Below are 21,899 nucleotides of genomic sequence, written 5' to 3' on the forward strand. Positions count from 1 at the left end.
GTTACTTGCCCCGCATCCCGTCAAACACCTCGGCAAAGGCGGGCTGGTTGGCGTGGGTGAGGCTGGAGCGCGCCGCCTCGATCACCAGCGGCTGGGGATGGCCGTGGAGCGAGGCGACGATGATCTGCTTCACCACATGATAGATGGCGGCATCCGCCTCGATCACCTGGCGGCAGCGGTTGGCGAACGGGCCGACAAGGCCATAGGCCAGCAACACGCCGAGGAAGGTTCCGACCAGCGCCGAGCCGATCATCGCACCGAGGATGGCGGGCGGCTGGTCGATGGAGCCCATGGTCTTGACCACGCCCAACACCGCCGCGACGATGCCCAATGCGGGCAGTGCGTCGGCGAGGCCTTGCAGGTTGTCTGCGGGGCGCACAGCTTCATGGTGGTGGGTCTTGAGGCCGTTATCCATGACCTCCTCAACCGCATGCGGATCGAGCGTGCCCGATGACACGACGACGAGGCGCAGCGTATCGCAGATGAGGTTGGTGAGGCCATGATCCTTCGCCAGCCGCGGATATTCATTGAACACCGACGACGAGTGCGGATCCTCGATATGCGGTTCGAGCGCCACCGGCCCTTCCACGCGCAGCATCTTCATCAGCTTGGAAACGAGGAAGATGCAATCGAGAAAATCCTGCTTCTTGTATTTCGGCCCCTTGAACACAAGGCCAAGGCCGCCGCCCAGAGCCTTGAGATCCGCGCCGCTGTTGCCGATGATAAGCGCGCCGACAGCCGCGCCGCCGATGATCAGCATTTCGTGAGGAAGGGCGTGCAGCACAGGGCCGATATCGCCGCCGGTGATAATGAAGCCGCCGAAAACCATGACGAGCAGAACGACGATGCCGATGATGGCGAACATGCTTTACCCCGTGCAACAAAAAACTTGTGCTGTGTGCGCCCGATAGTGGCGCGTTACACCCTATAGAACGGCGCGTTTCAGATATGGTTTAGCGAGATGGTTATTCCGGCGTTTACCAGCCGGAAATGAAGCGGGCGCGACAGGCATTTCAAGCCCTCGCGCCCGATGCGTGATCGTGAATAGCTGTTAGCTGATGAGATCGAACAGCGACTGGCGGTTGATCCGCGCGAAGGCCGCCTGCGCCGCTTCCAGTGACAAAAGCTGCGCCTGGATGCGGGCAAGCGTGACCGTGAGATCGGTGTCTTCAAGGCCGGAGCGCCGCTCGCGAAGATCGAGCTGGATGCTGGTGTTCTGTTCCTTGGCCGTCTCAAGCCGGTCGCTGCGGATGCCCTGCACAGACTGCTGAAGGATGACATGGTTGAGGCCAGCTTCCAGCGAGACCAGCGAATTGTTGAGCGCGGTCTGGGTGCCAAGGTTCACGGCATCATAGGCTTCGACCAATATATCATCGAGTGTGCGCGCGACACTGTTCACTGTGATGCCGGATTCGATGCTCTGGCGCGTGCCCACTGCCTCCAGCGTCAGCCCGCGCGACACAGGAACCATCGTCGCCGTCGTGTCATCATACACCGGGACGCCCTGATAGTCCTTCTCGTTCAGCATGTCATGGACGCTGGTGCGAATGGCGGAAAGCTCTGCCAGCACAGCCGCCTTGCCCGCCGCATCGAGTGTCGAGGTGGAGGCGCGCACCAGCAGCTCGCGCGCTCGGCTGAACTGCGTGTTCATCTCGCGCAGGTTGGTCTCGGCTTTCTCCGAGCGCGCTTCGGCATAGGAGAGATTATCCGCCCAGGCTGAGTTTTGCGATTGCGCCCGGCCGATGTCCGAAATCTGGACCCATGCCTGCGGATCCTGCGACGGCTGGGTGATCTTCTTGCCGCTCGATACAGCGGCCTGATCTGCCGCTATGCTCTGCGCAAGGCGCTGTTGGCGGCGGATTTCATCGGCCATTGCCTGAGACGTGATCGCTACCATCGTTCAAACCCTTCTATGCTCAGGACAGACGCAAGATCGTGTCGGCTATTTCCTTGGCGACCTGAATGATCTTCGCTGCGGCCTGATAGGCCTGCTGCGTGCGCAGCAGATCGGCTGCCTCACGATCCAGATCGACGCCGCTCACCCGCTCACGCGCGGAGCGGGCATTTTCATCGCGCAGCTCTGCCGCGCCCTGTTCGGCCTGCGCGGTGTTGAGCATGGATGCGTGATTGGCGACCAGCGCGGTCCAGCCCTTTTCCACGCTGCTGTTGCCGCGTGTGGTGGTGATGTTGAGCAGATTGCCATTGAGGCGCCCGTCAGACGATTTCGCCGCGATCTGCGTGATGTTGCCGATAACGACAGCGAGGCTGGCGGCTGTGGTGCCGACCGATACGAGCGCGCCGCCCGCCGCGTTGGCGTCGGTCAGTCCCTGCGCGTGCCAGGCATTCATGTCGGTGGAAAACTGGACCGCAAGCGTATCGAGGCTGTCGAGCCGCTGGCGCGCCAGTGTCGCGCTCACGAAAGCCCCGCCCAATGTGCCGTCTGCCGGAGCCGCTGTGGCCGATCCGTTGACGCGGAAAGCCAGCGTGCCATTGGCGTTTTGCAGCGTATCGAAGCTGCCTGCCGTGTTGCCCTGCAGGATCGTGGTGCCGTTATAGCTCAGGATCGCGTCTTCATTGGGGCCAAACGTGATGCTCACATTCAGCCGCTGCGTTATTTTGGTCAGCTCCGCATCGCGATTATCCAGCAGCTGTGCATAGTTGGCGGTGCCGGGTTGCGAGCGCAGCAGGTCTTCGTTGATCTTCGTTAGCGCGGTGAGGCTGTCGTTGACGATGGTCGTGTCATTCTGCGCGGTGGCGAAGGTGCCCTGAAGCACGGTATTAAACCCGTCCGAGCTTCTGTGAAACGCATTCACCACCTGCTCCACCGAGTAGAGGAAGTTTGTGCGCAGCGCTGTATCGCTGGGGCTGGCGGCGAGCTTGTCGATCGCGGCATACATGGTGTTCAATGTGCCGCCCACGCCGAGCGCATCGTCGCCGATGGCGGTCTCCATGTCCGAAAGCCAGCGCACCCGCGAATTGGCATAGCCCAGTGCGGTGCCGGTCTGGCGCGCGGCGGCATCGAGATAGATGTCGTTGGCGCGCTCGACACTGACCACTTCGGATCCGCCGAAGCTGGCGCGCGGCACATAGAGCGGCTCGCTCGACGCGGCCACGGACGATTCCTGAAGGAGCACCGTGCGGCGGTTGTAGTTCTGGGTGTTCGCATTGGCGATATTGTCTGAAATCGCGCCCATCTGCGCGCGCATGCTGCGCAGGCCGGATGAGCCAATGGCGAAAAGGTCAGACGAACTCATGGCGTGCTATCCTTTTCGACCGGGGTTGCAGCGCCGAGGGCGATGGTCGGCTTTGCCGTGAGGGCGGGGTCGCTCACCCGCGCGCCGAACTGGCGGATCAGCATCTCGGCTATGCCGAACTTGCCGGTGTTCGCCATGTTTTCCGCCGTCTTGGCGTCGGCCATGTCGCGGAACTGTTCAGTCGCGCTGTTATCGAAGATGCCCTCGCTGATGCTGGACGCGCGCATCGCGCCGATCATCTGCCTGAGGAAGATCGACTCGAACGCCTTGGCCGCCTTCTCCAGCGCCGGGTCGCGCGCGGGGGCGGCCTTGGGCGCTGCGTTGAGCGCAATTCCTGTAGTCGTGCCGATATCCATCATATCACCACCAGTTCCGCCTTCATCGCGCCTGCCTGCTTCAGGGCTTCGAGAATGGCGACCATGTCTGCGGGCGAAGCGCCGATGGCGTTCAACCCTTTCACTATATCGGCAAGATTGGCTCCACCTTTAAAATCTATTACCGGGCGCTTCTCTTCCTCGACCTTGATCGAGCTGGATGGCTCCACCGCGGTCTCGCCCTTGGAGAAGGGCGCGGGCTGCACGATGCGCGGCGCTTCCTGCACGCTTACCGTCAGCTTGCCGTGCGCGATGGCAGCGGGCGCGATGCGGACCGCGCCGTTGATGACGACGGTGCCGGTGCGGGCGTTGACAATCACCTTGGCGGGGGCGTCGGCAGGCTTGACGACGATATTTTCGATGAGGCCCATCATCATGATGCGGCTCTCGGCGCCGGGATCGGCGTCGATCTCGATAGTTACGGCGTCCATCGCGCGGGCGCGCTTGTCGCCAAAGGCGAGGTTGACGGCGTCCGCCACGCGGAGCGCAGTGGTGAGGTCAGCCTCGGCGAGGTTGAAGTTGAGCTTGGGCGCGGTGTCAAACCCGGTTGCCACGGCCTGTTCCACGGTCGCACCGCCGGGGATGCGCCCGGCAGAGGGGATGTTGACCGAAAGCTGGCTGCCATCAGACCCGGAGACACCGAGCCCGCCGACTTCGAGGTTGCCCTGCGCCATCGCGTAGATCTGGCCGTCCGCGCCGCGCAGCGGCATCATGACAAGCGTGCCGCCGCGCAGCGATTTCGCCTTGCCGAGCGCCGAAACGGTGATGTCCAGCCGCTGGCCGGGCTTGGCGAAGGCGGGCAGTTCCGCCGTCACCATCACCGCCGCCGCGTTCTTGAGCGAGGGGTTGACGCCCGGAGGCAGGGTGAGGCCAAAGCGCGAGATCACGCCCTTCATGCCCTGCGAGGAATATTCCAGGCTGTCGTCACCCGTGCCAGCCAGGCCGACGACGATGCCATAGCCGGTGAGCTGGTTGGGGCGGATGCCGTGGAACGTGCCCAGATCCTTGATGCGCTCAGCCTGAGCGGGCGCGCTGAACAGCACCGCCATCATCAGAACCGGGAGCAGGGCGAGACGGAAAATCGTCATGAGTTTGGTGTCCATCAGAAGGGGCTAAGCATGCTGAAGAAGCGCTGGAGCCAGCCCTGCCGGCTGGCGCGGGCGATTTCGCCCTTGCCGGTGTAGGTGATCTTTGCGTCCGCCACGCGGGTGGAGAGTATCTTGTTGTCAGGCGTGATATCCGCCTGGCGCACCAGCCCGGCGATCTGGATGAACTCATCACCCCGGTTCAATGTCAGCGCCTTTTGCCCGCGCACCAGCATGGTGCCGTTGGGAAAGAGCTTTGCCACGGTCACCGTGATCTCGCCATTGAGGCTGTTAGACTGGCTGGCTGCGCCGGTGCCCTTGAAGGTCTGGGTGCCGCTCGATGCGATGTCTGTCGCGCTGATAATACCCGACAGCGGGCCGGTGCTGGGCGGCGTCAGGCCAATGCTGCCATCGCGCCCCATATTGGCGGCGTTGCTTTTGGAAGCCTGTGTGCTCTCGACCAGCTGAATGGTGATGATGTCGCCGACCATGGCCGCACGCGCGCCGCTGGTGAGCGGGGCATAGCCGTTCGCCGCCTGAAAGATGCCGCCATTGGGGGCAACGCCTTCTGGCGCGGGCTGTGAATAGGTGGGCGTATAGTCGACCGGTTCTTTCTTCTTGCCGGCGAGCGCGGGCGAGGAGATCAAAACGGCAGAGCTGAACAGCAATAGTGCGGAACGACGCATAATCCGGGTTATCCTCACAGCTGCTGGTTCACATATTGCAGCATTTCGTCGGTCGATTTGATCATCTTGCTGTTGACCTCATAGGCGCGCTGCGTTTCGATCATGTCGACCAGCTCCTCGACGATATTGACGTTGGAGCCTTCGAGGCTGCCCTGCTTGATCGTGCCACGGCCATCGAGGCCAGCCGCGCCGACCTGAGGCGCGCCACTTGCCGCCGTTTCCAGCAGCACATTGCCACCGACCGATTGCAGGCCGGCTGAGTTGGCGAAGCTCGCGAGTTCGATCTGGCCCAGTTCCGTCGGCGCGCTCTGGCCCGCGAGAACGGCTGAGACGGTGCCGTCGTTGCCGATGGAGATCGAAATCACGCCATCCGGCACCTGAATCTGGGGGATGAGCGGCAGGCCGTCAGAGCTGACCAGCGTGCCTTCAGCCGTGCGGTTGAAGCTGCCGTCGCGGGTATAGCCGATCGCGCCATCCGGGCGCTGAACCTGAAAATAGCCGCCGCCCTCAATCGCGAGATCAAGCGCACCGCCGGTATTTTGCAGCGTGCCCTGCGTATCGATCCGGCTCGTGCCCGCAAGCGAGACGCCGGTGCCAAGCGAGAGGCCGGTGGCAAACTTGTTCTGGCTGTCAGATGCTGAACCGGCGGCGATCAGCTGCTGATAGGCCAGCGCCTCAAAATTCGCGCGGTCTTTCTTGAAGCCGGTGGTGTTCACGTTCGCGAGGTTGTTCGCGATAACCTGCATCTTGGTGTTCTGCGCATCAAGCCCTGTGCGGGCGACGTGGAGAGCGGCGTTGGTCATGAGTTAAATGTCCCTAGAATAAATTGTTCAGGCGCCGGGCAACTTCATCAAGCTGGCGCCGCCGTCGTCGATCTGCCGGGCGGTGTCGATCAGCTTCACCTGGGTTTCCCAGGCGCGGCTGGCCTCGATCATCTGCACCAGCATTTCGGTGGCGTTGACATTCGATCCTTCGAGCGAGCCTCCGGTCACGCGGCCGAGCGGATCATCAGGCAGCACACCGCCGTTCACTTCGCGAAAGAGGCCATCCAGCCCCTTGGCGATCTGTGATCCCTTGGGGTTGGCGAGCTTCAGCCGGTCGATCTGCTGCGGCGATTTCGGGTCACCCCCCTGCGGAACGATCGAGATGCTGCCATCCTTGGCGATGACGATGCTGTCAAAAGGCGGCAGGGTGATGGGGCCGCTATTGCCGATCACGGGGAGTCCATCCCCCGTGGTCAGCAGGCCGCTGTCAGACAGGATCAGGTCGCCGCGCCGGGTGTAAGCCTCGCTGCCGTCGGTTGCCTGCACCGCGAGGAACGCCTCGCCGTTGATCGCGACGTCCATCGGATTGCCGGTCGAGACGACCGAGCCTTCCTTCATGTCTGCGCCCAACACCTGTTCGCCGGATTGCGCGCGGGTTCTGAAGGTTTGTCCATCGATCCAGACGGTGGAGGCATTGGCGATTTCCGCGCGAAAGCCGGTGGTGTTGGCATTGGCGAGGTTGTTCGCGATCGTGCTCTGGCGCGAGAGCGCCGCGCGCATCGCCGTCAATGCCGTGTTGACCATCCTGTCCATGGGCTAGACCCTCAGTTCCCTAAGCTATCGATTAGCTGCGCAGGTTGACGATGGCGTTCGAGATGGTCGACGCAGTTTCGATCGCCTTGGCGTTCGCCTGGAAGTTGCGCTGGGCCGCAATGAGCGCCACCAGCTCTTCCGTAAGGTCAACGTTGGAGCGTTCGAGCGCACCAGAGCGGATCGCGCCGTAAAGACCGGCGTTCGCGGTGCCATACACCGGAGCGCCGGATTGCAGCGTCGCTTCCCAGTGCGCGTCACCCTTCTGGCGCAGGCCTTCGTTCGAGGGGAAAGCGGCCATCGCGACCTGACCCAGAACCTGAGTGGTGGAATCAGCGAAGGTGGCTGTCACCGTGCCGTCCACCGTCACACCGACGGAGGAGAGCTGGATCGTCGGGAAACCGGGCTTGGTCAGCGGAATCTGAAGATCGGTCTGTGCCGCCGTGTTGATTGCAGGCGGGACAGCCGCAGCGTTCCACGGGAACACCTGCAACCGGCCGCCAACCGTATCGACCACATAGCGGTTGTCGTCGAGCTTGAACGCGCCGTTGCGGGTGTAGCTCACCTGCAGGGTCGGCGGAGGAGTCTTTACGGTGAAGAACGCTTCACCCGTGATCGCAAGGTCGAGCGTCTTGTCGGTCGTTTCGACAGTGCCCTGCGTAAACTGCTGCTGGATGCCGGTGATGCGCGTGCCTTGCCCTGCCACCTGCGTGGTCGTCTGCATCGGCGCGGCGGCGAAAATGTCACCGAAGTTGGTGCGGCTCTTCTTGAACGCGGTCGAGTTCACGTTGGCGACGTTGTTTGAAACGGTCGCGAGATCAGACTGCGCTGCCTTGAGGCCGGTGAGGGAGGTATAAAAGGACATGGACTAGGCTCCTTGGTTGAAACGGGTGAGAAATCAGGTGAGTTTGAGCGCTTCTGCAGGCGAGAAGCTGCCCAGAGGCGTGATGAGTTTGGCCTGGCTGCCATCGGCGGGCGATTGCACCGCCGCGATGCTGGCCCAGGTGGCGACCGCTGTCGGGCTGGCGCCGCGCACCTTCACCTGCAGCGGCTGACCCGCGACATAGTTGCCGGCGTCGTCGCGGCCATTCCAGTAGAAGCTCGTATCTCCCGCCGGGCGCGCGCCGAGATCAATGGTCTTTACCGTAGCGCCGGTGCCATCGATCAGATCGACGCTCAGCGCGTTCGCATCGGCATCGATGGTGAGCTGACCGGCATAATTGCCCTGCGCATCCGGCGCGGCGATGTTGCTCTTCACCAGCATCGAGCGACCGATCCAGCTGGCGGCATCATTGATGCGGCTGCCAGAGAGCGAGTCGGAAATGGCCTTCAGCGAATTGTTCATTTCCGCGATGCCGCTGGTGTTGCTGATCGTCGCCATCTGCGCGACGAGATCGGCATTATCCATCGGGTTGAACGGATCCTGAGACTTCAGCTGCGCGGTGAGCAGCGTGAGGAAATCGGTCTGCGCCATGCTCTTTTGCGTGACGCCGGTGGAGGCCTGATTCAGGCTTTCGGCGCTGCCCACATAGGTGGTGGTGCCGTTGATATTAGTGGCGGTTACGGTCATTTGCCCATCCTAACTGTGTCAAGCATGAGGGATTTTGCGGTCTGCAAGACCTGCACATTGTTCTGATACATGCGGGAGGCTTCGAGCATGTCGACCAGTTCGGTGCTGCTGTCGACGGCGGCTTCCCAGACATTGCCGTCCTTGTCCGCAAGCGGATGGTTGGGGTCATGCCGTCTTACCGGCTTGGCGTCGGTCGTCACCACGCTCTCGACCTTGACGGTGGAGATGCCGGGGCTTTCCGTGACCGTGCGGAAGATCGGGCGGATCGCGCGATAAGCCTGTTTCTCGCTGCCGGTGACGGCGCCAGCATTGGCCATGTTGGAAGCGGTGGCGTTTAGCCGCACCAGCTGGGCAGACATGGCGCGGCCGGCAATATCGAAGACGTTCATGGGCATGTCAGCCATGGTCATTCTCCTTTCAGGGCGCGGGTGATGGTGTTGAGGCGACCCTCCAGAAAGGAGAGGGTGGTCTGATATTTGACCGCATTTTCGGCGAAGAGCGTCTGCTCTGTGTTGAGTTCCACCGTGTTGCCATCGAGTGCGGGTTGCAGCGGGATGCGATATCCCATCGCGGCGGTCGCGGCTTGGGACGCGCTTTCGCCCTTGTCTGTGGCGTCGCGCAGCGCGGCCTCGAAATCAATGTCCCGCGCCTTGTATCCCGGCGTGGAAGCATTGGCGATGTTGGAGGCGAGCAGGCTCAGGCGTTGCGAGCGTAGCTCCAGCGCCTTGCCGTGCAGGCCAAACAGTGCATCTTCCAGTCCCATTTTTCCGATCAACCCTCTAAACTTCGCTCCGAACCCGCCGTTCTACCCCTATGGATTGCCGGGCAGGTTCATCCGTCATGATAAAAGCAAGGCCCGTGCCAATTTGTCGTAAATGGCGAATTTACGTGGGTTTTGGGGTTAGCCGGGTTTGCGGGGGCGGTTGCTCCGGCAAGCGCGGCATCATTTTGCCTCAGGGCGGCAAATTTTTGCCGCTCGTTAAGCATAACCCTACGCGCTTTGGTAAATTGTGCCCGGTATGATGCGCGCAAAGAGGCCGAATGATGCAACTGCTGACACATCTTCTCAATCCAATCACGCTGGGCATCATGCTGCTTGGCTGCGCACTCATCGCGCTGATGCAAAACGGGGCGAAGGCCTTTGCGCACAGCTTTATGGCGCTGCCCGCACTGTGGCGCGCAGACCCGGAGCGGGACATGCTGCTTGCCCGCGCTACGATGACGCGCGTGGATCATGTGGCGCAGCTGCGCGGCCTGCAGTGCACAGACCGTGTGCGCGCGGCCAACCCGTTCCTTGCCCTCGCCATTCGCAAGCTCGCCGATACCGAGACGGTGGACCGGTTCGAGATGTGGGCGGAGCAGGCATTGGCCGACCGGCGCTCACGCCACGAAGCCGTGCATAAATTCTGGCTTTCTGTGGCGGATGTCGCCCCCGCGCTTGGCATGGCGGGCACTGTCATCGGCCTCGTTGGCATGTTTGCCGGGATGGACGATCCTGCGAAGATCGGCCCGGCAATGGCGCTGGCGCTGCTCACGACGCTCTATGGTGTGGTGCTGGCGAACCTGGTTGCGGCACCGGTCGCGACCCGTCTCTCAGACCTCTCTGAGCGAGAGCTGGCGTGGCAGACCGAGCTGTGCCAGCGGATGCTGCGGGTAGCCCGGCGCGAGACGGCTCCCGTGCGCCGCGCCTCGATCCGCGAGGTTGCATGAAGGCGCGGGCTATCGCCGCTGGCCGCCGGAACCGCTGGGCGCTGAGCTTTGCCGATCTGGCGTTGCTGCTGCTCGGTTTTTTCGTGCTACTGCAGGCGAGCAATGGCCGCCAGCGCGAGGTGGTGAGCGGCGTGGCGCAGGAGTTTGGTGCCCCGGCGGCGCAGATGGACCGCCTTGCCGCGCGTAGCCTGTTTCAGCCCGGTGAGGCATTGCTTACCCCGGCGGGGGAGCAGGCGGTGGCGGCGCTGGCGGAGCGTTACCGGACCAACCACAGCATCATAGAAATCCGCTCTATCGGGCTGGATTCAGACACAAATAGGTTTGACAGCTGGGATCTGGCGGCGGCACGCCTCGGCGCGACAGCGCGTGCGCTGGCGGCGCATGGCATCGCGCGCGACCGCATCGTCATTCGCGGGCTGGATCAGCAGTCCGAAAGCCGCACCGGCCAGCAGATCCTCATCCGCGCCAAATAAAGACGCCAATCTGGCACGAAGCTTGCTTAAATCCAGACAGAGTTTCTGTCAGGAGAGTTCAGCGTGCGCAGCACCCATGCCAAAACGATTGCCATCCTTGCCGCCGGAGGCCTCGCCGCCGCCGCAGCCTATGCCCAGCCGTTCGAGAATCTCGACCGGCTGGACAGCATCGTGGCGATGACGGTCGGCGCGAACATCGGCGCGCCCGGTGGCGCGATCTCTCCGGTAGACCGCAGGCTGAAGCTCGCCGCCTGTCCGCAGGTGCCGGATGTTACCGGCCCGGTGTTTGGCGCGGCGATGGTGGAGTGCAAGCCGCTGGGCTGGCGCATCCGCGTGCCGCTCAATCAGGCACAGCCGCAAGCCGCGCAGGGGCGCCCCGCCGCCATGCAAAAGCAAGTCGTCGTTAAACGGGGCGACCCGGTGCAGCTTGTCGCCGGTGGCAGCGCCTTCATGGTAACGCGCATGATGATCGCGGATGAGGATGGCGCGGCGGGAGACATGATCCGTGTGCGCGAGGACAAAAAGTCTGATCCCGTGATGGCGCGGGTGCAGGAAACGGGCATCGTTCGCGCGCCGGATCGCTTTCAGTAAAAACGCCTTTGCGGATTTAAAGATTTCTGAAACTTGTCGTATCTAAGATCGCAAGTCGGAAAGGACAGTGAAGTGATCAAATCTGTTGGCCCCTCCTTTGGAACGCCTGTCGCTCTCGGCTCCGTGCGCGAGAACGGCAAGAGCAAGGCCGCCGAGAAGATCGGCCATGGCAATGCCGTGGCCGCTGTCGCGTCCAGCAACGCCACCCCGATCCGCAACATGGCCGCCGAAGGCGCGCCGGTTGATTTCGACAAGGTGCTGGCGATCAAGGAAGCCATTGCCGCGGGCAACTATCCTGTAAACGCTGCGAAAATCGCCGAGCGCATGATCGCTCTCGATCTGGGCGAATAATGGCGAGCGGCATAGCCTCTCTCGACAAGCTTTACGAAGCGTTCGGAGAGCTGCGCCGCGCGCTGGACACCTATGACGCCAGCACGATCAATGCCGCTGCCGCCGTGGTGAAGGCAGCGACAGATGAAGTGCGCGCGCAGGGTGCGTGGCAGATGGACCCGGCCCTAAAGGCAAAAATCGAGGCACTCAAGCCCCTGATCGAATCGGCGCGGGTGCGCGCCAATCTTGCGTCAGACACTGTGCGCCAGCGCATTTCGCTGCTCGCGCAGACTGGCGCAGAGAACGCTACACTCACCTACAATCGCTAACTAGCGGATAAGTGCATGCCCTGCGCACGTTTATCAACGCGCGTTAACCATATCTTTGGCATCTCGGCTGTTTAATGGCCCTGCTCGCGGTCGGGACCCCCGCGGGCACGGGGACTGTTATTCATGGCAAATTTTGCCAATATCGGAATCGACGGGGCAGGCTCTACCAGGAGCCGCGTCACCAATGCGATTGCCCTCGCGAGCCAGCGGACGGGCGTGGATTTCGGCTATCTGCTCGGCCAGGCGAAGATGGAGAGCAGCCTTAATCCCACGGCGAAGGCGGGCACGTCGTCCGCGACTGGCCTCTATCAGTTTATCGACCAGAGCTGGCTCGGCGTCATCAACCAGCACGGCCACCAATATGGCCTCGGCTGGGCGGCGAACGCCATCGGTCAAAGCTCAAGCGGCCAATATTATGTCGCCGATCCAGAGCTGCGTCAGCAAATCCTCGATCTGCGCAACCACCCCGAAACCGCATCGGTGATGGCCGCGCAACATGCGGCGGACAACAAGGCGGCGCTGGAGGCGAGGCTGGGGCGCGAGGCGCAGCCGGTGGACCTTTATCTGGCGCATTTCCTCGGCGTGGGCGGCGCGGGCAAGTTTCTTGAGGTGCATGATCGCAATCCTTCGGCATCGGGAGCGGCGCTGTTTCCATCTGCCGCGCGGGCGAACCGTGGCATTTTCTATGACAAGGCGGGCAATGCGCGCAGCCTGGCCGATATTCGCGCCAGCTTTGCCGCGCGCCTCAACCGGGGCGCGGATGGCGCGCTGGATGCGGGCAACACGGTCGCGCCGTCAGACTGGCTTGCCGTGCGCGCGCGCAATGCCGACCTAGCGGACGCTTCCGCCGCGCTGGAGGATGAAAACCCCTCTGACTTTGCGCGCGAACAGACCCAGCGCCTGCAAAATTCCATCTCGGCGGAAGATCTGATCCGCCCACAGCCGCAGACCGCGCGGCTCGCCTATCTCATGCTTGCCACCCTTGGCCGATAACGACAAAAGGTAATTTCTGCTCATGACACGCAGCGAAGTGAACGGCAAAGTGTGGATACAGGCGGCGCGGGGGGCGGTGTTACCCGTCGCTACGCTGCTGCTGGTGATGTTCATGGTGGTGCCGGTGCCGGCCTTCATTCTCGACATCGGTTTCATCGGCAACATCATGATCTCGCTGGCGGTGCTGATGGTGGCGCTCAATGCAGCCAAACCGCTCGATTTCTCCAGCTTCCCCACGGTGCTGCTGTTCGCCACCTTGATGCGGCTTGCCCTGAACGTTGCCTCAACCCGCGTGGTGCTGGTCGATGGGCATACGGGCGCGGACGCGGCGGGCCTCGTGATCGAGGCATTCGGCCACTTCCTCATCGGCGGCGATTATGTCGTCGGCCTGTTCGTCTTCTCGATCCTGATGATCATCAACCTCGTCGTCATCACCAAGGGCGCGGGCCGCGTGTCCGAGGTGTCTGCCCGCTTCACGCTGGATGCGTTGCCGGGCAAGCAGATGGCCATCGATGCGGATTTGAACGCCGGGCTGCTCACCCCCGATGAAGCCAAGGCCCGCCGGGTCGAGGTTTCCACCGAGGCGGACTTTTATGGCTCGATGGACGGTGCCAGCAAGTTCGTGAAGGGCGACGCGATTGCCGGTGTGCTGATCCTCGTCATCAACATCGTCGGCGGCATGATATTGGGCATGGTGAGCCATGGGCTGTCCCTCTCCGAAGCGGCGCAGACCTATATCATCCTCGCCATCGGCGACGCGCTGGTGGCGCAGATCCCGGCGCTGTTGCTCTCGATAGCGGCGGCGAGCATCGTCACCCGTGTCGCGAGCGAGCATGATCTTTCGGGCCAGATCGCCAGCCAGTTCGGCAGCGCGCGGGCATGGACTCCGGTCGCCGCGATCCTCGGCATCCTTGGCCTGTTGCCCGGCATGCCGCATATGATGATCCTCTCCGCTGCGGCGGGTGCGGGCTATGTCGCGTGGCGCCTCAGCAAAAAGGCGCAGGAAGTCGCCTCCGCTCCGCTTCCGCCCGCCGAGCCGGAAAACCCCGCCAATATAGAGTGGGATGATGTCTCCGAAGGCGCGGTGCTGGGTCTTGAGATCGGTTATGGCCTGATCGGGCTGGTTGACGACCGCAAGGGCGCCCCCTTGATGGGCCGCATCACCGGCATCCGCAAGCAGCTGTCGAAAGAGCTGGGCTTTGTGATCCCGATGGTGCGGGTGAAAGACAATCTGGCCTTGGAGCCTAACAGCTATCGCATCAGCATCGGCGGCGTGATCGTGGGCGAGGATGAAATCTGGCCCGAAGACCTGCTCGCGCTTGATAGCGGTGCACTCGAAGCGACCGTGCAGGGCAAGCCCGCGAAAGACCCGACCTTCGGCCTCGATGCCGTGTGGATCAGCCCGGAGCAGCGCAGCGAGGCGGTGGTGGCGGGCTATACCGTGGTCGACCCCTCGACCGTGGTGGCGACCCATATGAACCAGCTCATCGCGATGAACGCGGCAGAGATGTTCGGCATGGACGAGGCGCGCAAGCTTCTGGATGCGCTGAAGGAAAACGCGCCGCAACTGGTCGATGGCCTTACGCCCGCGCTGCTCAACCTCGCGCAGGTGGCGGCTCTGTGCCGCGCGCTGCTGGGCGAGGGCATCCCCTTGAAGGACTTCCGCCGCATCTGCGAGGCAATGGTCGCGGCCTACCGGCCCGATATGACCCACGAGCAACTGGTGGAGGCGGTGCGCCAGCGCATCGGCTCGCTCATCATCCAGACGCTGGTGCCGGTGAAGATGCCGCTGCCGGTCATCACGCTCGATGGCGAGCTGGAGGGCTTGCTGGCGCAGGCGATGCGGGTGGCGGGCGATGCCAAGCATCCGATCGAACCCGCCTTGAGCGAGCGAATCACCGATGCCGTGATCCACGCCGCGCGGCCTTTGATGGCCGAGGCGCGCAATTTCGCCATCGTCACCTCGCCGGTGGCGCGCGCGGCGCTGGCCCGGCTGTTCAAGCCGCATCTGCCGGAAACGCCCGTGCTGTCCTTCCTCGAAATCCCGGACGGCAAGCCGGTCGAGGTGTTTGCGGTGGTGGGCGGCGCAGAGCGGCCCCGGCATGATCCGGTGCCCGGCGCGCCAGGAATATTGCGTGAAAGGATTGCATAACCAATTGCGGTTACAAGGGATTACGGGAACGCGGGGGCAATAGCCACTTATGTATGTGAACAGGATCGGAGCGGATGGAGAGGCGCTGACCTATGGCCGAAAGGCCGGGGTCCAAAGCCCTGAGCGGCTGGCGCGCCAGTATATGCCGCTCGTCCGCAAGATCGCGTGGCATGTGCACGGCCGGGTTTCCAACGCTATCGAAATCGAGGATTTGCTCCAGATCGGCATGGTTGCGCTGGTAGAGGCGGCCAATGGATATGAGGATCGCGGCTTCGGCTTTGCGACCTATGCCCAGATGCGCATCCGTGGCGCGATGATCGATCATCTGCGCCGCCACGCCACGCTCTGCCGCTCTGGCATGGCGAAGCGCAAGGAGCTGGCCAGTGTGCGGGCGCGGCTGGAGCAAAAGCTGGGCCGGGTGCCGCTGGAGGCGGAGATGTCTGCCGAGATGGGGCTTGCGCCATCTGAATATCGCGAGCTGGCCGACGCCGCCGAGTTCGTTCAGGAACACAGCATTGACGAGGTCTATTCCGATCAGTCGATGTGGTTCGCGGATGTTGAAGACCGCGCCGACGATGTGATGGAGCGCGAATCGCTGAAAAAAGCGCTGGGCCTGTGCATCGGCAAGCTGCCAGAGCGCGAGGCGATGGTGCTGCAGCTCTATTTCGTCGAGGAAATGAACCTTGAGGAAATCGGCGCGACGCTGGACATCGGCGCGGCGCGGGTGTGCCAGATCAAGAAGGCAGCGCTGGACAAGCTGCGCGCCTTGCTGAAAGATTGGGTTTCCTGACCTGATCGGGAATACCTATGCCCAAACGCACCGTCTCGAAAACCACTGCGCGCAGGATATTCATCGGCACGATGGCCGGTGCGATGCTGCTTGTGGTTGTTGTTGCGGGCAAAGGGCTGTTTCGCGGAGGGGGAGGGGCCGAGCCTGCGCCTGCGCCTGTGGCCAAGCCTGCTGTGGCTGCTCCAGCGCCCAAAGCGCCAGCGCCCGAACCCGCAAAACCGGCCACCGCAAAGGCTCCTGCCGCCCCGCAGTCACCCTTCACCGTCAAGCGCGTGCTCGATATCAAAGGCCCGCTCGATCATGGCGACTGGGTGTGGGACGATGCCGGGGTGCCGCCCGGCCCGATCGTCGTCACGGTCGATATGGTGGCGCAGACGCTCTCCGTCTTTCGCGGCGGGTATGAGATCGGCGTTGCCGTCATCCTCTATGGCGCGACGGACAAGCCCACGCCTGTCGGCACCTATCCGATCATGGAGAAGGACATCGATCATGTCTCCAACCTCTATGACAACGCGCCAATGCCCTATGGCCTGCGCCTGACCAACGATGGCGTGTTCATTCACGCCAGCAACGTCAAATGGGGCAGCGCGACGCATGGCTGCATCGGCATACCCAAGCCCTTCGCCAAAAAGCTGTTCGCCGCCGTGAGGGTAGGCGATCCGGTCGTGATCACCAACGGCAAGAAGATGGATCTGAGCCACCTCTGAGCGGCAGGATGAGCGCCGGGCCTCCCGTCCGTCCCGGTTTTGTTTGACAGCGCAGGGTGTGTGGTGACATAGGCGCGCTCTCGGCGGCGCGCCCCGCGCATCGCCGACATTGCTGCGATTGACCACACGCAGACGGGGAGTAGCGCAGTCTGGTAGCGCATCTGCTTTGGGAGCAGAGGGTCGCAGGTTCGAATCCTGTCTCCCCGACCATATTTGCCGCCATCCTGTTCGGCTATCTCAGGGATCTACGCCCTCGATCAGAGTGCGGTAGCGATCCCATGGGGGCGGATAGTGCTCTGCGCGCGCGCCGGGCTTTACAGCATCACCGGAGAGCTGGAGTGCAATCGCGGCGGCCAGCGCGCTGGCGCTCTCTCCATCGAACACCAGCCCATAGCGCCCATGCTCCAGAACTTCCGCTGCGTCTCCTGCAAGGCGCGAGGCGATCACCGGCGTGCCGACTGCCATCGCCTCAAGCAAGGCGACCGACGATCCTTCCCAGCGCGAAGGCAGAGCAAAAGCAGCCGCGCGGGATAGCCAGCTGAACACATTATCCGTTTCACCGGCGAGCAGGAAGGAACCGGCGAGGCCGTTGTCTGTCGCGCGCTGTTGCAGGCTCGCCTGTTCCTCGGCCGATCCATTGCCGAGTATCACCAGCCGCAGATTTCTCTCCCGCCGCAGAAGGCCTGCCGCCTCAATGAGCAGGCCAAAATTCTTCTGCGGGCGCAGGCGGCCTATGCCGAGCACCACGGGAATGGTGTCCTCAAGCCAGGGGTGCGGGGCGGGAGCGCGCGCCATTTCCTGCGCTGATGCGCTATCCACGCCGCTCGCCATCTGGATGGCAACGCCGCGATGCAGCGCATCGGCAAAGAGCGGGTTGGCAGAAAGCGCAGCACCGACCAGCGGCATGCAGTCGGCATCGGCGATCAGGCGGCGCATCCATATCGTCCGCATTCGTCCGCGCAGCCCGTCCGCGCGCTTTATCTCGTTGCTGATGCGATAGACCTTGCGCACATGCGGCAGACCGCGGCTGGCCCAATAGGGCGTGGCATGGCCCATATTGCCCATGGAAACAATCACACACTTTCCCTGCGCCTTGAGCCAGCGCCTGAGCGCGGGGGCGGCGCGCAGCCGGCTAGGCGCGCGGGGCGTGCCTGTGTGCAAGACATGCACGGCATAGCCGCCGCTGCGCGCCTCCTCCTCCAGAAAGCCGCCGCCATAGCCCGCTACCAGCGTAACCTCGTGGCTTTGCGCGCAGTGCCCCGCCAGCATCAGGCTGTCCTTCACAACGCCGCTGGTGCGGAAATCATGCACATAGATGATGATCTTGGCCATGCAGGCGCTATGGGACGTTAAAATGTCATATTAGCGACAGAAATGTGGACCGCTAAAGGGGTGCCATGGCTGGATATGACAGACGCTATTACTGGAAAAAGGCATGGTCCCTTTTTCCGGGTATTATTTCGCCTGCGAGCGCCCCTTTCCTGCGCGCTCATTATGCGGCGCGGGCGCACAGGCGCGGAGTGGCGAGGGCAATTGCCGATGCCTTCATCGCGCTGGCGTTTCACGCATGGATACCCGTGAGGGCGGCGCAGGTCCGCAAACGGCATGGGCTGGACAGGGGCTGGAGCAAGCGCGCCCGCGCCATCGCCCATGCCCGATTTGTCGATCCCAATGATATTGCGCTCTTTCGGATCGAACGCGCGGAGGAGATGGATGGATATATCCGCCGCTTTGAAGATGCGGGGATCAACAAGCTGCTGAACCCTGCGGGCTGGCAGCCGGCATGTGTCCTTGCAGACAAGCTTCGCTTTGCGGAGCGGTGCGCAGAAACGGGGCTTCCCCATGCCGCAACGATTGCACAGATGGATGCGACCGGAGTGATGGTATGCGCCGCGCCCGGCGGCCGGGAGCTTGTCCTGAAGCCAGCAGACGGCGAGGGCGGCGACGGGGTGCGCATGCTGGGCGCAGTGGCGGACGAGGCATCGCTGAGGCGGATACTTTCGGCGGTACAGCCGGGCAAAGGGCAAAAGCTGGTGGTTCAGCCGCGCTTGTCCTGCCACAGCTCGCTTGACGGCCTTGCGCTGTCTGCCCTGCCGACGGCCCGCATCGTGACGATGATCAACGAGCAGGGCGTGGCTGAGCCGGTGAGTGCAACCTTTCGGTGTCCATCAGACCCTGCCGCCAGTGTCGACAATATGAAGGCAGGCGGATTGATCGCACCGATTGACCTCGGCACGGGCACGCTGGGCCTTGCCTCCAGGGGGTATGGCGGGGGCGATTATCTGGTCCATCCCGTCACGCAGGCGCCGATAGCCGGGCATGTTCTCGTCCATTGGGAAGAGGCGCTGGCGCTGGTTGGGCGCGCCCATCTGCTGGGGTTTGCGGAATACAGGCTTATCGGCTGGGATATGGCGCTGACACCAGACGGGCCCGTGTTGCTGGAAGGCAACGGCAAGCCGGGCGTGCTGATGCCACAGCGCGCGGCGCGGCGCGGCCTGGGCGAGGGGCGCTATGGAGAGCTGCTTGCCTGGCACCTCGCACGGCTGTGATCCAAAGCCCATATGTCACTTAGGTATAACCGATCCGTCACCTCTCTGTCACAGAGACTGACTAATTTCAGTCGAACAACCAGCGCCTATGGCAGGCGCGAAATGTTCGGGAAATTTTATGGTCAGCCATTGCGCGCCGCGCACTCTGCCGCACTCTGCAAAGCAGAATTTGAAGATCATGCTGGTTGCCAAGCATGTCTACTGGAAAGGCGGGTTGCACCCCGAAGACGGTACACACGCCACCTATCATCTGGAAATGCGCAGATGTCTGGAGCGGATGAACGTCAATCTCCGTCTGGCAGACAGCTATACCGCGTTGTTCGAAAATACGGATGCCGATTTCGTTTTCCCCCTGCTCAACCGGGGCGGATTCCTGAACTCTGAGATGCTCCTGCCGTTGCTGTGCGAGCGGATGGGCATTGCCTATCTTGGTGCCAGCCCCATTGTCAGGGGTCTGTCGGACGACAAGCATCTTTCCAAACTGGTGGCTGTTCACCACGGGTTGCCGACCGCGCGCTGGGCCATCTTCCGCAAGGGTGCGCCGATGGACCGCGCGATGCTGCCTGTCGCCGGGCGCTATGTCGTCAAGCCCAATGCGTCCTCGGCGAGTTGGGGGATCACTTCGGCATATGGTTGGGACGAGGTTCGGGACGCGGTTGTTGCGCTTCATGCCGAGGGGCATGACGCCATTGTGGAGCCGTTTATACCCGGCCATGATGTGGAAGTTCCGGTTGTCACGATAGACGGGAAGCCATTCATTCTGCCGGTGCAGATCGTCGAACAGGAAGACCCCGGTTATTTGCGCACATATGCGGAAAAGCGCAATCTTGTCTCCAATCAGGCCTATGAGATCAGGCCGCTGGCGGATGCACAGATTAACGCCGAGGCGTTGCGCCAGACCCGCCTCATCATGGCCGACTTCACGCCTTTTGACTATGGCCGGTTCGAGTTCCGGCTGGACGCAGCCACCGGCGAGCTGCGCTTCATGGAGGTGAACCTCAACTGCAATCTCTGGTCCCGCAAAACCATAGCCATCGCCGCCAGCCAGATCGGCTGGAGCCATGACCAGTTGATCGAGACCATCCTTGCCGAAAGCCTCTGCCGTCAGGGGCTGATGGAAGGAGCCTATACCCTTGCCGCTTGAGGTGGGTTTCTGCGCCGTAATCCTGGCGGCGCAAAGGGCGGGAACTGTAGATCCTCTGGCGCAGGGGGCTGGCCTCTCCCACAAATGCGTGGTGCCGATCGGCGGCGCGCCGATGATTGCGCATGTGGCGCGCGCTCTGGCCTCCACACCCGGCATTGCCCGGCTGCGCATCGTGGTGGAACCAGACATGCACGGCCCGCTTGCCGAGATATTGGCAGGCCTGTCTACCGCGGTTGAATATGTGACGGCTGCCGATAATCTGGCGGACAGCGTGTTTGCAGCCGCGCAGGGGGTTACAGGCCCGATCATCGTCACCACGGCGGACAATGTGCTGCTCAGCCCTGCGGCGGTTTTCCAGATGGTCGAGGCGGTTCAGCGCGGAGATGACGTGGCCATCGCGATGGCGACAGAACAGTCTGTGAAGGCCGCGCATCCCGATGGGCAGCGGCGCTTTTACCGGTTTCGGGATGATGCCTATTCCAACTGCAACCTTTATGCGTTTGCAGGCAGCGATGCGTTGCGCGCGGCAGAAAGTTTTCGTTCGGGCGGGCAGTTTGCCAAGAAAAAGAGCCGGCTTATCGGGGCTGTCGGGCTGGTGAATGTGGCGTTGATGGCGCTGGGGCGGCTCAGCCTTGCGGATGCGCTTGCCCGGCTGGGCAGGCGCTTTGGGCTGCGAATCGTTCCGGTCGTCCTTGCCGATGGACGCCACGCGATCGATGTGGATAACGAGCGCACCTATCGAGTGGCCGCAACTCTGATGGAAAAGCGGGCGGACTGATTCAGGTTTAACGCAGCCGCTCTGGTTCAGATCACGGCTGGGTGATGCCAGTCAGGCAGCGGCCCAAAATACCCGCCGAACCAGTTTGCTAAGTCTCTGGCGCTGATATTCTGCCCGATATAGCAGGTTGGACAGCCGTTTGGCGGGGCGCATATACGCCACCAGCTGCTCATGAACCTTGCGTTCTTCATCCGTCAATTGCGCAAGGAAATCGCGCATCTGCAAGCGGGATTCGGGCACGGAATAGCCACGGGAAATCCAGTGCCGCACCATCGCGCTTTCATCCGCAATGGCCACCAGACCGCTTGCATAGGCTGCGCAGACAAACATCCAGTCGATACCCAGGCCGAAAAGATTGCGGCTATACTCCGCCCGGCGCATGCGCGGCAGCAGCCTTGGCGAAAGAGCGAAGACCAGCCCGTCTGTCTGCGCCACGCGATGATAGGGGCCGCCCGGCAGGCGGCCCATGCCAGTCCGTTGCAGGCGCCAGGGTGTGCCGGTCGTGCGCGGGGTCCATACGCCGATATTGCCGACAGTCTCGAAAGCGGCGCGGCAGCGCATCACCAGCGCGCGCCAGTCAGCACATTCGCAATCTGCGTGGATCACGAGCATCAGCGAAGAGTCGTCGCACTCCTTGAGGCATGCCTGAAACTTGTCTGCCCAGAACAGGGTGTCACTCCGCCTCACAAGTGTGCCCCATTCGGCGTCAGGCTGATCATCTTCAGGGTCTGAATACACGATCGAGAGGCGTTCCACTGCGCCAGACAGGGCGCAGGCAATGGCGGAGGCTTTCCGATGCTTTCCCTTCCA

At 62.7% G+C, this 21,899-nt stretch carries 26 protein-coding genes and 1 tRNA gene; 13 read left to right on the forward strand and 14 right to left on the reverse strand.

From position 1 onward, the window contains the following. Position 1: 1 nt before the first annotated feature. The 12 genes from motA to flgB all read right to left on the reverse strand — a co-directional run bounded on the left by motA (position 2) and on the right by flgB (position 9,306). Complete coding sequence (motA, locus tag EQG66_RS04785) at positions 2-865, reverse strand: flagellar motor stator protein MotA (RefSeq protein ID WP_129403398.1); 864 nt, start codon at positions 863-865, stop codon at positions 2-4. Positions 866-1,051: 186 nt separating this feature from the next. Then, the gene (locus EQG66_RS04790) at positions 1,052-1,897 is read right to left on the reverse strand and encodes a flagellin N-terminal helical domain-containing protein (protein ID WP_129403399.1); all 846 of its coding nucleotides are present in this window, start codon (positions 1,895-1,897) and stop codon (positions 1,052-1,054) included. 19 nt (positions 1,898-1,916) lie between these two features. Beyond that, on the reverse strand, positions 1,917-3,254 hold the full coding sequence (gene flgK, locus EQG66_RS04795; RefSeq protein WP_129403400.1) for a flagellar hook-associated protein FlgK: 1,338 nt from the start codon (positions 3,252-3,254) through the stop codon (positions 1,917-1,919). Further along, positions 3,251-3,610, reverse strand: coding sequence for a rod-binding protein (locus tag EQG66_RS04800; RefSeq protein WP_129403613.1), 360 nt, complete (start codon positions 3,608-3,610; stop codon positions 3,251-3,253). Before EQG66_RS04800 ends, flgK begins: the two co-directional genes overlap by 4 nt. Beyond that, complete coding sequence (locus EQG66_RS04805; protein ID WP_245987869.1) at positions 3,610-4,716, reverse strand: flagellar basal body P-ring protein FlgI; 1,107 nt, start codon at positions 4,714-4,716, stop codon at positions 3,610-3,612. Before EQG66_RS04805 ends, EQG66_RS04800 begins: the two co-directional genes overlap by 1 nt. A gap of 14 nt (positions 4,717-4,730) precedes the next feature. Then, the gene (locus tag EQG66_RS04810) at positions 4,731-5,399 is read right to left on the reverse strand and encodes a flagellar basal body L-ring protein FlgH (RefSeq protein ID WP_164975585.1); all 669 of its coding nucleotides are present in this window, start codon (positions 5,397-5,399) and stop codon (positions 4,731-4,733) included. Between the two features lie 14 nt (positions 5,400-5,413). Next, entirely contained in the window at positions 5,414-6,202 is a 789-nt protein-coding gene (flgG, locus tag EQG66_RS04815) for a flagellar basal-body rod protein FlgG (protein WP_129403402.1), read from the reverse strand. 27 nt (positions 6,203-6,229) lie between these two features. Continuing rightward, a complete protein-coding gene (locus EQG66_RS04820; protein ID WP_129403403.1) occupies positions 6,230-6,976 on the reverse strand; it encodes a flagellar basal body rod protein FlgF in 747 nt (248 codons plus the stop codon). Positions 6,977-7,007: 31 nt separating this feature from the next. Then, a complete protein-coding gene (locus EQG66_RS04825) occupies positions 7,008-7,838 on the reverse strand; it encodes a flagellar hook-basal body complex protein (protein WP_129403404.1) in 831 nt (276 codons plus the stop codon). Positions 7,839-7,871: 33 nt separating this feature from the next. After that, positions 7,872-8,543: a flagellar hook assembly protein FlgD gene (locus tag EQG66_RS04830; protein WP_129403405.1), complete on the reverse strand. Its 672-nt coding sequence runs from the start codon at positions 8,541-8,543 to the stop codon at positions 7,872-7,874. Then, positions 8,540-8,932 (reverse strand): flagellar basal body rod protein FlgC, encoded by a 393-nt coding sequence (gene flgC / locus EQG66_RS04835; protein WP_129403615.1) that lies wholly within the window; start codon positions 8,930-8,932, stop codon positions 8,540-8,542. The genes EQG66_RS04830 and flgC overlap by 4 nt, the downstream gene beginning before the upstream one ends. A gap of 17 nt (positions 8,933-8,949) precedes the next feature. Next, positions 8,950-9,306, reverse strand: a complete 357-nt coding sequence (gene flgB / locus EQG66_RS04840) for a flagellar basal body rod protein FlgB (RefSeq protein ID WP_129403406.1) — start codon at positions 9,304-9,306, stop codon at positions 8,950-8,952. Positions 9,307-9,584: 278 nt separating this feature from the next. Here flgB and EQG66_RS04845 point away from each other — a divergent pair, with 278 nt between their 5' ends. From EQG66_RS04845 to EQG66_RS04890, 10 genes are all read left to right on the forward strand, one after another. Further along, entirely contained in the window at positions 9,585-10,253 is a 669-nt protein-coding gene (locus EQG66_RS04845) for a motility protein A (protein WP_129403407.1), read from the forward strand. Beyond that, on the forward strand, positions 10,250-10,726 hold the full coding sequence (locus EQG66_RS04850; protein WP_129403408.1) for a flagellar motor protein MotB: 477 nt from the start codon (positions 10,250-10,252) through the stop codon (positions 10,724-10,726). The genes EQG66_RS04845 and EQG66_RS04850 overlap by 4 nt, the downstream gene beginning before the upstream one ends. 63 nt (positions 10,727-10,789) lie before the next feature. Then, on the forward strand, positions 10,790-11,317 hold the full coding sequence (locus EQG66_RS04855; RefSeq protein ID WP_425470218.1) for a flagella basal body P-ring formation protein FlgA: 528 nt from the start codon (positions 10,790-10,792) through the stop codon (positions 11,315-11,317). 72 nt (positions 11,318-11,389) lie between these two features. Next, positions 11,390-11,668 (forward strand): flagellar biosynthesis anti-sigma factor FlgM, encoded by a 279-nt coding sequence (gene flgM, locus EQG66_RS04860; protein WP_129403409.1) that lies wholly within the window; start codon positions 11,390-11,392, stop codon positions 11,666-11,668. Next, the gene (locus tag EQG66_RS04865; RefSeq protein WP_129403410.1) at positions 11,668-11,976 is read left to right on the forward strand and encodes a hypothetical protein; all 309 of its coding nucleotides are present in this window, start codon (positions 11,668-11,670) and stop codon (positions 11,974-11,976) included. Before flgM ends, EQG66_RS04865 begins: the two co-directional genes overlap by 1 nt. A gap of 123 nt (positions 11,977-12,099) precedes the next feature. Beyond that, positions 12,100-12,969: a lytic transglycosylase domain-containing protein gene (locus tag EQG66_RS04870; RefSeq protein ID WP_129403411.1), complete on the forward strand. Its 870-nt coding sequence runs from the start codon at positions 12,100-12,102 to the stop codon at positions 12,967-12,969. 22 nt (positions 12,970-12,991) lie between these two features. Further along, the gene (flhA, locus tag EQG66_RS04875; RefSeq protein WP_129403412.1) at positions 12,992-15,121 is read left to right on the forward strand and encodes a flagellar biosynthesis protein FlhA; all 2,130 of its coding nucleotides are present in this window, start codon (positions 12,992-12,994) and stop codon (positions 15,119-15,121) included. 49 nt (positions 15,122-15,170) lie between these two features. After that, entirely contained in the window at positions 15,171-15,911 is a 741-nt protein-coding gene (locus tag EQG66_RS04880; protein WP_129403413.1) for a sigma-70 family RNA polymerase sigma factor, read from the forward strand. Positions 15,912-15,928: 17 nt separating this feature from the next. Further along, entirely contained in the window at positions 15,929-16,618 is a 690-nt protein-coding gene (locus EQG66_RS04885; protein ID WP_245987873.1) for a L,D-transpeptidase family protein, read from the forward strand. 133 nt (positions 16,619-16,751) lie between these two features. Beyond that, positions 16,752-16,828: transfer RNA gene (locus tag EQG66_RS04890), tRNA-Pro, on the forward strand. Positions 16,829-16,855: 27 nt separating this feature from the next. Here the strand turns inward: EQG66_RS04890 and EQG66_RS04895 are convergent. Further along, on the reverse strand, positions 16,856-17,950 hold the full coding sequence (locus EQG66_RS04895) for a glycosyltransferase (protein ID WP_129403414.1): 1,095 nt from the start codon (positions 17,948-17,950) through the stop codon (positions 16,856-16,858). Positions 17,951-18,015: 65 nt separating this feature from the next. Between EQG66_RS04895 and EQG66_RS04900 the strand changes: the two genes are divergently transcribed. The 3 genes from EQG66_RS04900 (at position 18,016) to EQG66_RS04910 (ending at position 21,089) form a co-directional block, all read left to right on the forward strand. Continuing rightward, complete coding sequence (locus tag EQG66_RS04900) at positions 18,016-19,167, forward strand: sugar-transfer associated ATP-grasp domain-containing protein (RefSeq protein WP_129403415.1); 1,152 nt, start codon at positions 18,016-18,018, stop codon at positions 19,165-19,167. Positions 19,168-19,345: 178 nt separating this feature from the next. Continuing rightward, positions 19,346-20,311, forward strand: a complete 966-nt coding sequence (locus EQG66_RS04905) for a D-alanine--D-alanine ligase family protein (RefSeq protein ID WP_245987876.1) — start codon at positions 19,346-19,348, stop codon at positions 20,309-20,311. Continuing rightward, positions 20,301-21,089, forward strand: coding sequence for an NTP transferase domain-containing protein (locus tag EQG66_RS04910; RefSeq protein WP_245987878.1), 789 nt, complete (start codon positions 20,301-20,303; stop codon positions 21,087-21,089). Before EQG66_RS04905 ends, EQG66_RS04910 begins: the two co-directional genes overlap by 11 nt. 51 nt (positions 21,090-21,140) lie before the next feature. Here the strand turns inward: EQG66_RS04910 and EQG66_RS04915 are convergent, their stop codons facing one another. Beyond that, a complete protein-coding gene (locus tag EQG66_RS04915) occupies positions 21,141-21,776 on the reverse strand; it encodes a hypothetical protein (RefSeq protein WP_129403418.1) in 636 nt (211 codons plus the stop codon). Positions 21,777-21,899: the final 123 nt, after the last annotated feature.

The sequence above is a fragment of the Sphingobium fluviale genome (assembly GCF_004122115.1).
Taxonomy (GTDB): Bacteria; Pseudomonadota; Alphaproteobacteria; order Sphingomonadales; family Sphingomonadaceae; genus Sphingobium; species Sphingobium fluviale.

Bases quoted from the DNA above. Each gene is read 5' to 3' on its own strand.
- EQG66_RS04885 (WP_245987873.1), top strand. From the start codon at position 15,929: ATGCCCAAACGCACCGTCTCGAAAACCACTGCGCGCAGGATATTCATC.
- EQG66_RS04850 (WP_129403408.1), top strand. From the start codon at position 10,250: ATGAAGGCGCGGGCTATCGCCGCTGGCCGCCGGAACCGCTGGGCGCTG.
- flhA (WP_129403412.1), top strand. From the start codon at position 12,992: ATGACACGCAGCGAAGTGAACGGCAAAGTGTGGATACAGGCGGCGCGG.
- flgB (WP_129403406.1), bottom strand. From the start codon at position 9,306: ATGGGACTGGAAGATGCACTGTTTGGCCTGCACGGCAAGGCGCTGGAG.
- flgK (WP_129403400.1), bottom strand. From the start codon at position 3,254: ATGAGTTCGTCTGACCTTTTCGCCATTGGCTCATCCGGCCTGCGCAGC.
- EQG66_RS04880 (WP_129403413.1), top strand. From the start codon at position 15,171: ATGTATGTGAACAGGATCGGAGCGGATGGAGAGGCGCTGACCTATGGC.
- EQG66_RS04905 (WP_245987876.1), top strand. From the start codon at position 19,346: ATGCTGGTTGCCAAGCATGTCTACTGGAAAGGCGGGTTGCACCCCGAA.
- motA (WP_129403398.1), bottom strand. From the start codon at position 865: ATGTTCGCCATCATCGGCATCGTCGTTCTGCTCGTCATGGTTTTCGGC.
- EQG66_RS04865 (WP_129403410.1), top strand. From the start codon at position 11,668: ATGGCGAGCGGCATAGCCTCTCTCGACAAGCTTTACGAAGCGTTCGGA.
- EQG66_RS04805 (WP_245987869.1), bottom strand. From the start codon at position 4,716: ATGACGATTTTCCGTCTCGCCCTGCTCCCGGTTCTGATGATGGCGGTG.
- EQG66_RS04810 (WP_164975585.1), bottom strand. From the start codon at position 5,399: ATGCGTCGTTCCGCACTATTGCTGTTCAGCTCTGCCGTTTTGATCTCC.
- EQG66_RS04825 (WP_129403404.1), bottom strand. From the start codon at position 7,838: ATGTCCTTTTATACCTCCCTCACCGGCCTCAAGGCAGCGCAGTCTGAT.
- flgC (WP_129403615.1), bottom strand. From the start codon at position 8,932: ATGAACGTCTTCGATATTGCCGGCCGCGCCATGTCTGCCCAGCTGGTG.
- EQG66_RS04845 (WP_129403407.1), top strand. From the start codon at position 9,585: ATGATGCAACTGCTGACACATCTTCTCAATCCAATCACGCTGGGCATC.
- EQG66_RS04800 (WP_129403613.1), bottom strand. From the start codon at position 3,610: ATGGATATCGGCACGACTACAGGAATTGCGCTCAACGCAGCGCCCAAG.
- EQG66_RS04895 (WP_129403414.1), bottom strand. From the start codon at position 17,950: ATGGCCAAGATCATCATCTATGTGCATGATTTCCGCACCAGCGGCGTT.
- EQG66_RS04790 (WP_129403399.1), bottom strand. From the start codon at position 1,897: ATGGTAGCGATCACGTCTCAGGCAATGGCCGATGAAATCCGCCGCCAA.
- EQG66_RS04870 (WP_129403411.1), top strand. From the start codon at position 12,100: ATGGCAAATTTTGCCAATATCGGAATCGACGGGGCAGGCTCTACCAGG.
- EQG66_RS04830 (WP_129403405.1), bottom strand. From the start codon at position 8,543: ATGACCGTAACCGCCACTAATATCAACGGCACCACCACCTATGTGGGC.
- EQG66_RS04900 (WP_129403415.1), top strand. From the start codon at position 18,016: ATGGCTGGATATGACAGACGCTATTACTGGAAAAAGGCATGGTCCCTT.
- flgG (WP_129403402.1), bottom strand. From the start codon at position 6,202: ATGACCAACGCCGCTCTCCACGTCGCCCGCACAGGGCTTGATGCGCAG.
- EQG66_RS04820 (WP_129403403.1), bottom strand. From the start codon at position 6,976: ATGGACAGGATGGTCAACACGGCATTGACGGCGATGCGCGCGGCGCTC.